The 14,548-nt window shown below is 70.7% G+C and carries 11 protein-coding genes; 8 read left to right on the top strand and 3 right to left on the bottom strand.

Annotation, left to right across the window (positions count from 1 at the left end; translation table 11 throughout):
• Positions 1-20 precede the first annotated feature (20 nt).
• Both SANBI_RS13955 and SANBI_RS13950 read right to left on the bottom strand, forming a co-directional pair.
• Positions 21-1,976 carry an HNH endonuclease signature motif containing protein gene (locus SANBI_RS13955; RefSeq protein ID WP_319156054.1) on the bottom strand — a complete coding sequence of 652 codons (1,956 nt, stop codon included), beginning with the start codon at positions 1,974-1,976 and terminating at the stop codon, positions 21-23.
• A 303-nt stretch (positions 1,977-2,279) separates the two neighbouring features.
• A complete protein-coding gene (locus SANBI_RS13950; RefSeq protein WP_319156052.1) occupies positions 2,280-3,512 on the bottom strand; it encodes an LD-carboxypeptidase in 1,233 nt (410 codons plus the stop codon).
• Positions 3,513-3,558: 46 nt separating this feature from the next.
• Here SANBI_RS13950 and SANBI_RS13945 point away from each other — a divergent pair, with 46 nt between their 5' ends.
• The 8 genes from SANBI_RS13945 to SANBI_RS13910 all read left to right on the top strand — a co-directional run bounded on the left by SANBI_RS13945 (position 3,559) and on the right by SANBI_RS13910 (position 13,881).
• Positions 3,559-4,041, top strand: a complete 483-nt coding sequence (locus tag SANBI_RS13945) for a DUF456 domain-containing protein (RefSeq protein WP_319156049.1) — start codon at positions 3,559-3,561, stop codon at positions 4,039-4,041.
• A gap of 58 nt (positions 4,042-4,099) precedes the next feature.
• Positions 4,100-6,904 (top strand): DNA helicase PcrA, encoded by a 2,805-nt coding sequence (gene pcrA / locus SANBI_RS13940; RefSeq protein ID WP_319156046.1) that lies wholly within the window; start codon positions 4,100-4,102, stop codon positions 6,902-6,904.
• A 119-nt stretch (positions 6,905-7,023) separates the two neighbouring features.
• Complete coding sequence (locus SANBI_RS13935) at positions 7,024-7,674, top strand: AIM24 family protein (protein WP_056128922.1); 651 nt, start codon at positions 7,024-7,026, stop codon at positions 7,672-7,674.
• 228 nt (positions 7,675-7,902) lie between these two features.
• A complete protein-coding gene (locus SANBI_RS13930) occupies positions 7,903-8,412 on the top strand; it encodes a GNAT family N-acetyltransferase (protein WP_319156044.1) in 510 nt (169 codons plus the stop codon).
• Positions 8,413-8,644: 232 nt separating this feature from the next.
• Positions 8,645-9,760: a magnesium and cobalt transport protein CorA gene (locus tag SANBI_RS13925; RefSeq protein ID WP_319156041.1), complete on the top strand. Its 1,116-nt coding sequence runs from the start codon at positions 8,645-8,647 to the stop codon at positions 9,758-9,760.
• Between the two features lie 205 nt (positions 9,761-9,965).
• On the top strand, positions 9,966-11,138 hold the full coding sequence (gene sucC, locus SANBI_RS13920; RefSeq protein ID WP_056128925.1) for an ADP-forming succinate--CoA ligase subunit beta: 1,173 nt from the start codon (positions 9,966-9,968) through the stop codon (positions 11,136-11,138).
• Between the two features lie 33 nt (positions 11,139-11,171).
• A complete protein-coding gene (gene sucD / locus SANBI_RS13915) occupies positions 11,172-12,062 on the top strand; it encodes a succinate--CoA ligase subunit alpha (RefSeq protein WP_056128929.1) in 891 nt (296 codons plus the stop codon).
• A gap of 313 nt (positions 12,063-12,375) precedes the next feature.
• Positions 12,376-13,881 carry a cell division protein PerM gene (locus SANBI_RS13910; RefSeq protein ID WP_319156038.1) on the top strand — a complete coding sequence of 502 codons (1,506 nt, stop codon included), beginning with the start codon at positions 12,376-12,378 and terminating at the stop codon, positions 13,879-13,881.
• On the opposite strand, the gene SANBI_RS13905 is transcribed toward SANBI_RS13910, so the two are convergent.
• Positions 13,857-14,474, bottom strand: coding sequence for a hypothetical protein (locus tag SANBI_RS13905; protein ID WP_319156036.1), 618 nt, complete (start codon positions 14,472-14,474; stop codon positions 13,857-13,859). The genes SANBI_RS13910 and SANBI_RS13905 overlap by 25 nt on opposite strands.
• Positions 14,475-14,548 lie beyond the last annotated feature (74 nt).

Below are 14,548 nucleotides of genomic sequence, written 5' to 3'. Positions count from 1 at the left end.
GCCCCGGCTGCTTGTCCCGGTCAGAAGGGCGGGTGGTCGCCGAGGTCGTGGTCAGTCCTTCCCTCCGGACGTTCGGTCCGGATCGGTGTGGCACGAGCCAGCGTCTCGGGCGGAACGTTAGCTGGCCTGGACCTGCCGACAGGGTCGGAGAGCTGGACTGCAGGATGATCGAGATGGGTGCGCCCCGACGGAGCGTCCCAGAGCACGACGGAGTCGTCGGTGCGGCTCGCGGGCTCCCCGGCAGGGCCGTGGGAGGAGGCGTCGGTGTTGGTGCTGACCATCCGTGGGGTCCATCGGGTGGTGTGCTTGAGGCGATGGTGCTTCCGGCACAGATGGATGAGGTTGCTGTGGGTGGTGGTGCCTCCCCGGCCCCAGTCGGTGATGTGGTCGACGTCGCAGCGAGCCGCTCGTCGTGAGCACCCGGGGAACCGGCAGGTCTCGTCACGGATCTGGAGCCAGGCGCGCAGGTCCGCGGGGACGGCGTACCTGTCTCTGCCTACCGAGAGGATCGTCCCGGTCTCCGGGTGGGTCAGGAGGCGGATGAAGCTGGTGGCGTGGCCCGCGAGCTCGCGGGCGGTCGCGGCGTCGATGGGCCCGTAGCCGGCGAGGTCGCCCGGTTCCTCGGACTGTCCGAGCAGAGTCATGACGGGCACGGTGACGGCCACGACGGGACGGATGCCGCGCACCGAGACGGGCAGGGCGCTCCCGGGCGCCGTGGTCGAGGGGTGTTCGAGGGCGGCGGGTGAGGTGAGGCCACCGCTCGTGCTCAGAGCCGGAGTGGTCGAGGTCCCTCGAGATCGGAGGTGCTGAGGTGTTCTCGGCTCTTGTGGGGATGGGTCGAGCTCGCCTGATGAGCTGGAGGCCCTGCTCGAGCCGAGCTGCGAGCCTGACCCGAGCTGGAAGTCGGAGACGGGCTGGGAGCCTGACCCGGGCTGGGAGCCTGACCCGAGCTGGGAGTCTGAGTCGGGCTGTGGGCCTGTGCCTTGCGGTGCCGTCCAGACGGATCGGCCGTCCGCTGCTGCCCGCGCGTCATCGTCCAGGAGCAGCTCGACGCACGCGTCGGCGCGCAGCTGCGCCAGCGTGCGGGTCTCCTCAGGACCTTGGCAGGCGATGGCGATGTCGGAGAGCCGGTTGAAGATCGCTGCGGCGTGCACTGCAGGCATGAGCTGGTGCAACCAGGACATACCGTCTCGCCCAGGCTCGAGCTCGACCCGGCGTTCGACCAAGGCGACCGTGTGGCGCTCGACCAGCGGACGCGGGTCATGACGTTCACGGGCGCGACGCGCTACCCGACCCAGGTTCGCCACCGTGGTGGTCTTCGCCCGCTCGGCCAGCATCGCGTCCAGCACCAGCGTCGGGCCCTCGTCGAGAGCGGCTGTAGTCGACATGACCACCTGGGCGTGCCTGTAGGACAGCGTCCCCTCGCCGAGTGCGGCCATCGTCGCGGGCAGCTCGTGGACCAGTGCCTGGGCCTCGTCGAGGAGGACCATCGCCGATCCTTCGGGGACCCGCAGGCTGCACGCCAGCTCGGCGGTCGTGGACCGCGAGGCGATGCGATGGTCTTCGATCGACCCGCGCTCCTGACCCCGCGCCTGTGCCAGCGCGTCGACGGAGAACCGCGACCACCGTCGTACCTGGTCGATCAGATCTGCGCGGCGGGCAGCCACCACGGCCAGCTCACGATCAGCGGCCACCACGGCGTCGAGCAGGACCCCCAGGGCCTCGTCGGCCTCGGCGTAGGACGTCGGCGGGGGTCGGGTCCAGAGAGAGGTCAGGCTGGTCGGAGCAGGAGCAGGAGCAGGAGCAGGAGCAGGAGCAGGAGCAGGAGCAGGAGCAGGACGCTGTGTCGCCTCGGCCGGCACTGTCCTCACCGTGTCGCGAGCGTGCCGGACGCCGACGGCATCGCGCCGCGCGAGCGCAGAGACGGTGGGTCGCCGCCCGACCGTATCGCGAGGTATCGCCGCTATCGTCGTCATGCGGCAATTCTATGGATACCCACTGACACGAGCCGCGGCAGCGTCGTCGTGGTCGTCAGCGCTACGCGGGGAGGCTGTGACCCGAGGGCGCAGTCTGAGGTCCCACCGGGATGCCCGCGAGCGATACGTGACTGCATCCGTCATGACTGTTGCCCAGTCAGCCCGGGCTCCGCCCTCGTAGAGACACTCGGACCGGGCCTAGCCCTCTTCCAGACACTCAGCCCGGGCTCCGCCCTCGTCCGCACGCTGACCGGGCTCCACCCTCTCCCACGAGCAGCCCAGGTTCCGCCCACTCCCGCACCCTCAGACCAGCGACTGCTCCAGGTACTGCTCGTCCTCGGTCCACACGAGCCGTCCCCACGCCCCGTTGACCATCAGCAGATAGGGCGGGACGTGACCGCACTCGACGTCCGCGACGATCGGGACCCCGAGACTCCCCAGGGCGTCGAGGACGGCCTCGTCCTGCGTCATGGTGGGGGAGTCGGGCGCTGACGTCCGGCCGACGAGCACCGCGGCAGCCCCGTCGAAGTACCCGGCCAGGCGCATGCCGTGCAGCCTGCGGCAGATGGACAGCGCGTCCTCACCGGCGGCCTCGATGTAGACGATCAGCGGCCCTGCCTCAGGATTGTCATCGAGACCTCCAGTGCCGTCAGACACCGAACCCACACCCGCAGAACCCACACCCGCAGAACCCACACCCGCAGAACCGAGACCCGCAGAACCAAGACCCGCAGAACCAAGACCCGCAGAACCGAGACCCGCAGAACCGAGACCCGCAGAACCGAGACCCGCAGATCTGTCAGCCCCAGAGGCGCCACGCAGCGCCGCCGTCCGACCGAAAGGCGTCCCGGCGATCCCCGACTGCGTCTCGATGCAGCCTCCGACGACCCGCCCCTCGAGGACCAGACCGCCAGCGCCGTCGACGTCGTCCGAGCGGTCGATCCTGCGCCACGCACCGCTCCCGTCCCACGTGTGCTGGGAGACGGTCGGGTCGACGCCCCAGTCGTCCCAGCCGGAGGCGCGGTGCATCCCAGGGCTCGCCTGGTGCAGCGTGGCCCCAGGTCCGGCCGTCGCGACGTCCAACCACGAGAGCAGCGGGGCCGGGACCTCGTACGGGGTGTCCATGAGGTTGGTGCCGTGCAGCGTCGCCCACCCGGTGAGCAGCGTCAGCGGCGTGAGGATCGTCGAGATGTCGGAGAACCCGACCATCCACGTCGGCTCGGCGGCGGCGACGGCTGCCATGTCGAGGTGCGGGAGCAGGTCGATCGCGGTCTCGCCGCCCCACGGCGGGATCACCGCCCGGACCTCGGGATCGGTGAGCATCCGCTGCAGCTCCGCGGCCCGCTCGAGCACAGGCGCGCTCACGTGCGTCGTCCCGTCCAGGCACTCTCCCAGCTGGACCTCGTAGCCGCGCTCGCGGAGCCAGGACACGGCGTGGTCGAACCTGCCGCGGACCGCGTCGCCGACGCCGCTCGACGGTGCGGTCACCCCGATGGTGTCGCCGGGGCGGAGGGGACGCGGGTACCTGATCTGCATGAGCACAACCCTCGCACAGCGGCTCCGGGGGCCTAGGGTGACCCGCATGTCAGGAATCTTGGAAGTCGTCGTGGGTCTCGTCATGCTCGTCGGGCTGGTGGGCGGGACCACGCAGATCATCCCCGGCGGGCTCGTGATCCTCGCCGCGCTGCTGGTGTGGACGATCATGACCGGCGGCGCGGTCGCGTGGACGGTCTTCGTCGTGGCGGTCGTCGCCGTGGCCGCCTCGGCCGTGGTCAAGTACCTGGTCGCCGGGCGGCACATGACACGTGCCCAGGTCCCGGGCTCGACCGTCGTGGTCGGCGCGGTCGCGGGGATCGTCCTGTTCTTCGTCATCCCCGTGGTGGGGCTCTTCGTCGGGTTCGTCGGCGGGATCTTCCTCTGCGAGCTCTCGCGGCGTCGCGACGCGGCGCTCGCGTGGTCGGCGACGAAGGCCGCTCTCACCGCGACAGCGCTCACGGTGCTCATCGAGCTGGCAGGGTCGCTCGTCGCCGTCGGTGCGTGGGTGGTCGGGCTGATCGTCACGTGACCCGGGAGTGTCACCGGCGGTCCCTCGTGTCGGTCCTGACGCTTAGGCTGGGTCCGCTATGACTTCTCTCTTTGATCACCTCCCAGGTTTCGACGACGCAGGTCTCGGTCGCGCCCCCGCGCAGGCCGCCGCCGCAGGCGAGGCCTCCGGGCCTGCGTCCGGCGCGAGCGCACCCGGCGGGGCCGACGCCCACGCAGCGGGCTCCTCCTCTGCAGGTCCCGCGAGCGACGCCCTCGCGCGTGTCGCAGCCGCGCACCCGCAGGACTGGGAGGCGTCCGCAGAGCAGGCTCGGGACCGTGCGTCCAGGGTCGCCGCCGAGCTCGTCGAAGGCCTGAACCCGCAGCAGCGCGAGGCTGTCGAGCACGGCGGGAGCCCGCTCCTCATCGTCGCGGGCGCCGGGTCGGGGAAGACCCGGGTGCTCACCCACCGCATCGCGCACCTGCTCGCGACGGGCCGTGCGAGGCCGTCGGAGATCCTCGCGATCACCTTCACCAACAAGGCCGCTGCGGAGATGCGCGAACGCGTCGCCGCGCTCGTGGGGCCAGCGGCCGGGCGGATGTGGGTCTCGACCTTCCACTCGGCCTGCGTGCGGATCCTGCGCCGTGAGGCCAAGTCCCTCGGGCTGCGCCAGAGCTTCTCGATCTACGACTCCGCGGACTCTCAGCGGCTGCTCACCATGGTGCTGCGTGAGCTCGACCTGGACCCCAAGAAGTTCCCCGCGAAGCAGCTGCAGAACAAGATCTCCTCCCTCAAGGACGAGCTCGTCACCCCTGAGCGCTACGCTGCCGAGTCGGGCGCGTCGTCGCCCGCGGGGTCGACCGCCAACGAGGTCGACCAGGTGCTCTCCGACGTCTACACCCGGTACCAGACGAGGCTGCGGCAGGCGCACGCCCTCGACTTCGACGACCTGATCATGTCCACGGTCACGCTGCTGCAAGAGCACCCGGCCGTCGCCGAGCACTACAGGCGCAGGTTCCGCCACATCCTCGTCGACGAGTACCAGGACACCAACCACGCGCAGTACATCCTCGTCCGGGAGCTCGCCGGCTCGGCGCCCCGGCGCGACGGTTCCGCGGCCGGCACCGCAGACGAGCAGGCTCCGGACGAGTCGGACCACCCCGGCGGCACGGGTGCCCAGGACGACAGCGACCACCTCGCGCAGGGGCAGGGCCAGCAGACCAGCCAGCACGCCAGCCAGCCCGGTGCGCTCCCGCCCGGCGAGCTGACCGTCGTCGGTGACGCCGACCAGTCGATCTACGCCTTCCGTGGTGCGACGATCCGCAACATCCTCGAGTTCGAGGCCGACTACCCGGACGCGCGGACCATCCTGCTCGAGCAGAACTACCGCTCGACCCAGAACATCCTCTCGGCCGCGAACGCCGTGATCTCGCGCAACACCGACCGCAAGCCCAAGCGCCTGTGGACCGACGCGGGCGAGGGCGCGAAGATCATCGGCTACGTCGCCGACAACGAGCACGAAGAAGCCCGGTTCATCGCCCAGGAGATCGACCGCCTCGGCGACACCGAGAAGGTGCGCCCGGGCGACGTCGCGATCTTCTACCGCACCAACGCGCAGTCCCGTGCGCTCGAAGAGGTCCTGATCCGCGTCGGCCTGCCCTACAAGGTGGTCGGCGGCACGCGCTTCTACGAGCGCCGCGAGATCAAGGACGTCATCGCCTACCTGCGCGCCGTCGCCAACCCTGACGACGACGTCAACATGCGCCGTATCCTCAACGTGCCCAAGCGCGGGCTGGGGGACAGGGCCGAGTCGATGGTCGTCGCCCAGGCAGAGCGTGACAGGTCGTCCTTCGGCGAGGCGCTCGACAGGCTCGACGAGATCCCTGGCCTGACGACCCGGACCCGGACACCGCTCAAGGCCTTCCGCGACCTCATGGACGGGCTCCGCGAGCTCGCCGAGGGTGGTGCAGGCCCGGCCGAGATCATCGGCGAGGTCCTCGACCGCACCGGGTACCTCAAAGACCTCCGCGCGAGCGACGACCCGCAGGACGAGTCGCGCGTGGAGAACCTCGCCGAGCTGCACGCCGTCGCGAGCGAGTTCGAGGAGTCCGAGCCCGAGGGCACGCTCGCAGACTTCCTCGAGCGCGTCTCGCTCGTCGCCGACTCCGACCAGATCCCCAGCGCCGACGACTCCGGTCACGAGGGCGTACCTGTGGTCGACCCCGGGGTCGTCACGCTCATGACGCTGCACACGGCCAAGGGCCTTGAGTTCCCCGTCGTGTTCCTCACCGGCATGGAAGACGGGACCTTCCCGCACATGCGGTCGCTGCACGACGAGGTCGAGCTCGCCGAAGAGCGCCGCCTCGCCTATGTCGGCATCACCCGAGCGCGTGAACGGCTGTACATCTCGCGGTCGGCCGTGCGGTCCGCGTGGGGCATGGCCAACGAGTTCCCGGCGAGCCGGTTCCTCGACGAGGTCCCCGAAGAGCTCTGGGACTGGCGTCGTCGTGAGTCGAGCATGTCCGCGCTCCGCGGCCCGGGCGGCTACTCCGGCGGGTACGGGTCGGGTGGCTACGGATCCGGACAGCGACGACGGTCCTCGGACGACGACGACTTCGCCCCGCCCATCGGCGGCAGCGGCTACCGCAGCTCGAAGACGACGACCATCCCGGCGTGGAAGAAGCAGGCCGAGCCCGCCGCACCGAGCTTTGGGTCTGGAGGAGGCAAGGCTGAGGGCGACATCCCGTCGCTCGCCGTCGGTGACCGCGTCACGCACGACTCCTTCGGTCTCGGGACCGTGCTGGCCGTCGAGGGTGTCGGCACCAAGGCCGTCGCCAAGATCGACTTCGGCGGGGACGGCACCAAGCGGCTGCTGCTGAGGTTCGCCCCGGTCACCAAGCTCTGAGGCTGGGCCTGCCGGACGAGCAGGCCCGGCAGCCAGACAGCGCGCAGCCGGGTGCCCGGCGTGCCGGTTCAGCGGCCGGGCATCTGCCACACGCGCAGCTCGCAGGGCATACTCGTGCCATGCGAAGCGAGCTCTTCAACCAGGCCCACAACGAGGTCCACACCGGCGAGCGGTACACCCTGCAGAGCCCCAAGATGCTCCGGGTGTCCCTCGGCCCCGACGTGATCGCCGCCAAGGGCGTCATGGTCGCGTACACCGGCCAGGTCCAGTTCAAGCACGAGGGCGCAGGCTCGGTCGCCAAGGTGATGAAGCGGGTGCTCACCGCCGAGGACCAGCCCCTCATGCGCATGAGCGGCCAGGGCGAGGTGTACCTCGCCCGCCGAGCGGCGAACGTCTTCACCATGCTGCTCGAGGGGGAGGGGATCAGCGTCGGCGGCCACTCTCTCCTCGCCTTCGACGCGAACCTGCAGTGGGACGTGCACCGCACGAGCGGTGCCGGGATGGTCGGAGCCGGTCTGTTCAACACCGTCATCGGCGGCCACGGGACTGTCGCGCTCACCTCCGACGGCCCGCCGCTGATCCTCGACTGCTCGCAGCGCCCGGTCTTCGTCGACACCGACGCGGCCGTCTGCTGGTCGGCGAGCATCGCCCCGACCATCGTCAGCTCGATGAGCGCGATGTCGTTCATCGGCCGCGGCTCCGGCGAGGCGATCCAGTACTCCTTCCACGGTCCGGGCTTCGTGGTGGTCCAGCCGTCCGAGACTGTCTGACTGGACGTCTGACTGGGACTCTGACTGGACCCCTGACGGAGCTTCTGACTAGGCCTCTGGTTGAGCCTTCAACTGTCTGCTCGCCCGACCTGCCGGCCGCCCACCCGCCCGTCCGCTCACCTGACCGGCCAGACCGGCCAGACCCGCCAGACCCGCCAGACCCGCCCGTCCTGCCAGACCGGCCAGCCAGGCTGGATCGATCCGCCCGCCGGTCCTAGGCTGTGGCCGGTGACAGCACACGAGCTCACCATCAGACGGACGACCGCAGACGACTGGCGCGAGGTCCGCTCGCTGCGTCTCGAGATGATCCGCGACACCCCGAAGGCGTACGTCGAGACCCTCGAGACCGCTCAGTCCCACGACGAGGCAGAGTGGCGGATGCGCGGCGCCCGAGGCAGCGCGGAGCACGGCATCGCGATCGCCGCGATCGACGCGTCCGGCCGCTGGGTCGCGACCATGGGTGGCTTCGTGCCCGATGCCTCGACAGGTCCGCTGCTCGTCGGTGTCTACGTCGCGCCAGGCGTCCGCGGTCGAGAGGTCGGGCTGGCGGACGCCATGCTCACGACGATCGAAGACTGGGCGCGGACCGAGAGCGACCGGTTGACGCTCCACGTCCACGAGGAGAACGCCCGTGCTCGCGCGTTCTACGAGCGCCGCGGCTTCGTCGCGACAGGTCGCACGGTCCCGTACCCGCTCGCCCCTGACGAGCTCGAGGTCGAGATGAGCCGAACGCTCTGACGGTTGGTCGCGGTCGGCAGGGATGCAGTCAGGCTGAGAGGCGATCGGGCTGGGCGAAGGCCACCGGGCCTCGACCGCCCGCAAGAGCCCAGCCAACCACGGCCACCGCCCGCCAGACCGACGCGCTCCGCCGCCGGTCGGCCCGGCCAGCCGCGCCCCCGTACCCTCGGTGGGGCGACGCGTGCCGCCACGACCACAGGCCCACAGGCCACCGAGGAAGAGAGTGCGAGTGATGCACAGGCAGAATGACGCAGCGGGTCCGCGTCGTGGCAGTCGGTTCTGGCGGTCCTCACCGGCTGCTTCCGGGCCTGGAGCCCCCGAGACGACGGTGTCGACCCGGCGCACCCGGTACGTCGTCGACGGTCACCTCACCGCGGCGCCGCACGAGGTGAGCATCGCAGAGGCTCTGCGCTTCGCCCAGGACGAGCCCGGCACGATGACGCTCAGCCTCTTCCCGACCCCGACGGCAGACGACGTCGACGAGCTCGCGCACGCGTGGGACCTGCACCCCGTGCTCGTCGAAGACCTGCACCACGCCGGTCAGCGGCCGAAGCTCGAGCGCTACGGCGACGTGCTCTTCCTCGTCGTGCGCTCGGCGCGCTACCTCGACGACATCGAAGACGTCGACTTCTCGGAGTTCCACGTGCTCGTGCGACCGCACGCCATCGCGGTGCTCTGCCAGGACGGCCGGTGGATCGACGGCTCGGACGAGACCACCCTGCCGGGCAGCTCGACCGAGATCGCCGACCACACCCTGCTCGACGACGACAGGTTGCTCGCCCTCGGTCCGGAGGCCGTCCTCTACAGGCTGCTCGACGCGATCGTCGACGGCTACCTGCCGGTCCTGCGCGGGCTCGCTGTCGACAAGGAGCAGATCGAGCGCCAGGTCTTCAGCGGCGACGCGGCCGTCACCGAGCGCATCTACCGCCTGAGCCAGGAGGTCATCGACCTCCAGCACGCGACCTCGTCGCTGACCGACGTGCTCGACGCGCTCGGCAAGGGCTTCGACAGGTACGGGATCCCCGACGCGCTGCGCACCTACCTGCAGGACGTCTCCGACCACCTGCTGCGGGTCGACACGCGGGTCGCCGAGCTCCGCGACGCCCTCGCGCAGATCCTCACCGTCAACGCGACCCTGGTCAGCCAGCGCCAGAACGAGGACATGAAGAAGATCTCCGGGTGGGCGGCGATCCTCTTCGCGCCGACGCTCATCGGTGCGATCTACGGCATGAACTTCGACAGCATGCCCGAGCTCCACTGGGCTCTCGGCTATCCGATGGCCGTCACCGCGATGGTCGTGCTCGGTGTCGGGTTGTACGTCGTCTTCAAGCGGAAGAAGTGGATGTAGCACGTCCACAGGTCCGCGAGCCCGCCCGCCTGCAAGTCCGCAGGTCAGCCGTGCAGGCTCGCGCCTGCCCACCCGCAAGACCCCGCGCACTGTGGCCTACCTGACACAGTGTCAGGAGCGCCGATCGGGTGATCGGCACTACGCTGTCCAGAAGTGTCTCGATGTCGAGACATCTGTGTACCGGTCGACGGAAGGACGCAGCAGGGTGGACCTGTTCGAATACCAGGCGCGCGACATCTTCGAGAAGCACGGCGTTCCCGTGCTGGGTGGAGTGGTCGCGACCACTCCTGAAGAGGCTCGCTCAGGCGCAGAAGAGCTCGGCGGAGGAACTGTCGTCGTCAAGGCGCAGGTCAAGGTCGGAGGCCGCGGGAAGGCGGGCGGCGTCAAGCTCGCCCACACCCCCGACGAGGCAGCCGCCAGGGCCGAAGAGATCCTCGGCATGGACATCAAGGGACACACCGTCCACCGCGTCATGATCGCGGCCGGCGCGAAGATCGCCGAGGAGTTCTACTTCTCGGTGCTCCTCGACCGGGCCAACCGCTCGTACCTCGCCATGGCGAGCGTCGAGGGTGGCATGGAGATCGAGCAGCTCGCGGTCGAGCGCCCCGAGGCTCTCGCCAAGGTCGCCGTGGACCCGATCGTCGGGATCGACGAGGCCAAGGCCATCGAGATCGCCGAGGCCGCCGGCTTCGCCGACGACATCAAGGCCCAGGTCGTCGACGCGTTCCAGAAGCTGTGGACCGTCTACAAGGAAGAGGACGCGACGCTCGTCGAGGTCAACCCCCTCGTCCGCACCGAGGACGGCTCGATCGTCGCCCTCGACGGCAAGGTCACCCTCGACGAGAACGCCGGGTTCCGCCACGCGGAGCACGCCGAGCTCGAGGACAAGGCTGCGGCCGACCCTCTCGAGGCCAAGGCCAAGGAGAACGACCTCAACTACGTCAAGCTCGACGGTGAGGTCGGCATCATCGGCAACGGCGCTGGGCTCGTCATGAGCACCCTCGACGTCGTCGCGTACGCCGGCGAGGCGCACGGCGGGGTCAAGCCCGCCAACTTCCTCGACATCGGTGGTGGCGCCTCGGCCGAGGTCATGGCCGCGGGTCTCGACGTCATCCTCGGCGACGAGCAGGTCAAGAGCGTCTTCGTCAACGTCTTCGGCGGCATCACCGCGTGCGACGCTGTCGCGAACGGCATCGTCGGCGCCCTCAAGGTGCTCGGCGACGCCGCGACCAAGCCTCTCGTCGTCCGTCTCGACGGCAACAACGTCGAGGAGGGTCGCGCGATCCTCATCGAGGCTGCGCACCCGCTCGTGACCCTCGCCGACACCATGGACGGCGGCGCCGACAAGGCTGCCGAGCTCGCCCACGCGTCGGTCTGACCGCACCCGAACGAGAGAAGAAGCGACACAACAATGGCAATCTTCATCACTGAGGACTCCAAGGTCATCGTTCAGGGCATGACCGGATCCGAGGGGCAGAAGCACACCACGCGCATGCTCGCCTCGGGCACGAACATCGTCGGCGGCGTGAACCCGCGCAAGGCCGGCACCTCCGTCACCTTCCCGAAGGGCGAGTCGAGCGTCGACGTCCCCGTGTTCGGCTCTGTCGCCGACGCGATGACCGAGACCGGTGCTGACGTCTCCGTGATCTTCGTGCCGCCGGCCTTCACCAAGGCCGCCGTCGTCGAGGCCATCGAGGCGGGCATCCCGCTCGTCGTCATCATCACCGAGGGTGTCCCCGTCAAGGACACCGCCGAGTTCTTCACGCTCGCTCAGGAGCGCGGCGTGCGGCTCATCGGCCCGAACTGCCCCGGGCTCATCAGCCCCGGGCTGTCGAACGTCGGCATCATCCCCGCGAACATCACGGGCGCCGGCAAGATCGGGCTCGTGTCCAAGTCGGGCACGCTCACGTACCAGATGATGTACGAGCTCCGTGACTTCGGCTTCTCGACCGCGATCGGCATCGGCGGAGACCCGATCATCGGGACGACGCACATCGACGCCCTCGAGGCCTTCGAGGCCGACCCCGAGACCGCCGCGATCGTCATGATCGGCGAGATCGGTGGCGACGCCGAGGAGCGTGCGGCGGCGTACATCGCCGAGCACGTGACGAAGCCCGTCGTCGGCTACGTCGCAGGCTTCACGGCTCCCGAGGGCAAGACCATGGGCCACGCCGGCGCCATCGTCTCCGGCTCGTCGGGCACCGCGCAGGCCAAGAAGGAGGCCCTCGAGGCCGCCGGCGTCAAGGTCGGCAAGACGCCGTCCGAGACTGCCGCACTCATGCGGGAGATCCTCTCCGCCTGAGCAGCTGCTCAGCGGCGGCCTGCTGGCCGCCAGCACGACCCGCAGGCCCGTCCCGGTACGTCCGGGGCGGGCCTGCGGTCTCTGCACCCTCGCCAGGACCTGATGTGCTCGTCGCGGAGGACGGCCGGCGCAGGTGGTCCCCCGCGAAGGCCGTCGGCGCGGGTCGGTTCGCCGCGGGGCCGCAGGGCAGGTGGCCCTCGCGACGTCCGTCGCTGCAGGCCTCTCGCCTCCGCAGAACTTTCACGCCCGGTGTCGCCCGGCTCACCGTCCGGCCTCCCTCGCCCGGAGGCCACGAGGGGAGACCATGATCGGTGTGAACCGAGGACCTCGCAGCGACGACCCGACCAGCACCCGCCCCGGTGCGGTGCGACGGACGCTCGAGCAGCCTGAGAAGACCCGCCGGTGGCCCGGCCTCGACCTCGGGGCCCCGTGGGTGTCCGGGGTCCTCGGCGCTGTGCAGGCCCTCGTCTTCTCGCTCGCCGTGGTCGTCGTGCCCGCCATCGCGATGGCCGTGGCCGCCAACGCCCAGCTGAGCGCCGTGACCTCGGGCTGGACTGCCGCAGTCCCTGTCGCCGCCCGGCTCTGGCTGCTCGGGCACGGGGCGCCCCTGCACACAGGCGCCGCGACGGTGACCCTCGTGCCGCTCGGCATCACGGCCGTCGCCGTCTTCGCGGTGCTCGTCTCGGCACGGCGCACGATCGTCGCGACGCGGTCCGCGCTCTGGACGGCGGCCGCGACCTACGTCGTCGGCGTGCTGCTCGTCGCGCTCGCGACAGGGTCGACCGACGGGCTCCAGCTCGCCTCGTCCGTGGTCGGCGGCCTGGTGGTCGCCCTCCTGGGTCTCGGCTGGGGGCTGCTCACGGGTCCGGAGCCCGGACCGCTCGTGGCGCAGGCACGTGCGCTCGTCGCGCGGGTGCCTCAGCTGCTGCGGGTCGGTGTGCGTGGCGCGCTGTCCGCCGCGGCTGTCCTCGGCGTGCTCGCCGGTCTCCTCACGCTCTTCTGGGTGCTCATGGGCTGGTCGACCGTCGCAGACGTCCTGAGCGACCTGAGCCTCGACGCAGCGAGCACCATCTCCCTCGGGATCGCCCAGCTCGCCGTCCTGCCCAACCTCGCGGTGCTCGCCGTGACCTGGTTGGCGGGCCCGGGGTTCTCCGTCGGCTCCGGGACGCACTTCGGGCCTGACTTCGTCACCTCCGGGCCGCTGCCTGCCATCCCGCTCCTCGGCGCGCTGCCTGCACCGAGCACCGGTGGCGGCATCGCGCTCTGGGCACCGGTGCTCGTCGTCGTCGCCGGGATCTGCGGCGGGTGGGCGGCGACCCGCCGCACCGACAGCCTCGTGTGGTGGCACGTCGTCCCCCTGGCCGGGCTCGTCGGCGTGGGGAGCGGGCTGGTCACCGCGGTCATGGTGGGCCTCGCCTCGGGGGTCGCCGGTCCCGGCAGGCTGGCCGACGTCGGGGCCTCGCCCGTCTACCTCGGCGGGTGCGTCGCCGCGCAGACCGGTCTCGGCGCGCTGCTGGTGCTGCTCGCCACCCGCGCGGAGGTGCACGCTGCCGTGGCGACCGCGTGGCGGTCTGTGCGCGGTCAGGGGAGCGCGGACGGCGAGGCGGAGGTGGATCCCGGAGCCGGTGGCGCAGGTTCCGGCGCGGAGGAGGGTTCCGGGACGGGAGCACCTGCCGAGAAGGCAGCGGGCGCTGCACCGGCGAAGGGCACATCGACCACCACGTCGACCTCGACCACCACCTCGACCTCGACCACGTCGACCTCGACTGCTGCGCCTGCGCCGCCGATCCCGCCTCAGTCGGTCAGCGACGACCTGTAGTCGTCGATCGCCGTCTCGTAGGTGGTCTGGCAGGACGTCTGGGCTGTGATGGTGATGGCCTGGTCGAGGCAGGTCTGACGGTCTGTCTCGATGCCCCAGACCGGGATCACCGCGAGGGTCGAGAGCCCGAGGACCACCGTCATCAGCATGCCGGCCGACAGCACCACGACGAGCGCGCCGCGCAGGCCGGCGCGCCACACGGTCCGCAGGGCCCGGACGCCGACCACCAGCGCAGCGACGCCGACGGCGACGCTGAGCATCCGCCACGGCAGCGCGACCGAGCTGAGGAGCAGCGAGGCCAGCATGTAGAGCCCGAAGATCATGACTCCCCGGGTCGCGAGGCGAGCCTTCTCGGGGTCGACCGGCGGGCGTGGCGCGCGCGGTGCCCCACGCCCGTCCCAGCCGCCCGGTGCGCCACCCGGTCCCGGCTGGCCGTGGTCGCCTGGAGCAGGCGTGACGGGCTGGCCCGGGAGTGGCTGCGGTGCGAGGTGCTGCGGCGGGAGCCCGCCGTCCTGGCCGTCCTGCGGAGATCCGGTCGCGACCGGGCGGTGCGGGGTGCTGCCCGGGGGCTTGGGCGCGTACGGGTTTCCCATGAGCCCATCATCCCGTACCGCAGGGGGGCGTGGTGCAGACGGCCCGGCCTGTGGAGCCGTCCGGCGCGGCCGCG

This window comes from Sanguibacter biliveldensis, assembly GCF_033798665.1.
GTDB classification, from domain to species: Bacteria; Actinomycetota; Actinomycetes; order Actinomycetales; family Cellulomonadaceae; genus Sanguibacter; species Sanguibacter inulinus.
The sequence above is the reverse complement of the archived record's forward strand: the minus strand, read 5'-3'. Positions and strand labels throughout refer to the sequence as shown.

What these genes read in the sequence shown, in the direction of transcription:
- SANBI_RS13925 (WP_319156041.1), top strand. Translation starts at nt 8,645, where the DNA reads ATGCACAGGCAGAATGACGCAGCGGGTCCGCGTCGTGGCAGTCGGTTC.
- pcrA (WP_319156046.1), top strand. Translation starts at nt 4,100, where the DNA reads ATGACTTCTCTCTTTGATCACCTCCCAGGTTTCGACGACGCAGGTCTC.
- SANBI_RS13905 (WP_319156036.1), bottom strand. Translation starts at nt 14,474, where the DNA reads ATGGGAAACCCGTACGCGCCCAAGCCCCCGGGCAGCACCCCGCACCGC.
- SANBI_RS13945 (WP_319156049.1), top strand. Translation starts at nt 3,559, where the DNA reads ATGTCAGGAATCTTGGAAGTCGTCGTGGGTCTCGTCATGCTCGTCGGG.
- sucD (WP_056128929.1), top strand. Translation starts at nt 11,172, where the DNA reads ATGGCAATCTTCATCACTGAGGACTCCAAGGTCATCGTTCAGGGCATG.
- SANBI_RS13950 (WP_319156052.1), bottom strand. Translation starts at nt 3,512, where the DNA reads ATGCAGATCAGGTACCCGCGTCCCCTCCGCCCCGGCGACACCATCGGG.
- SANBI_RS13955 (WP_319156054.1), bottom strand. Translation starts at nt 1,976, where the DNA reads ATGACGACGATAGCGGCGATACCTCGCGATACGGTCGGGCGGCGACCC.
- SANBI_RS13935 (WP_056128922.1), top strand. Translation starts at nt 7,024, where the DNA reads ATGCGAAGCGAGCTCTTCAACCAGGCCCACAACGAGGTCCACACCGGC.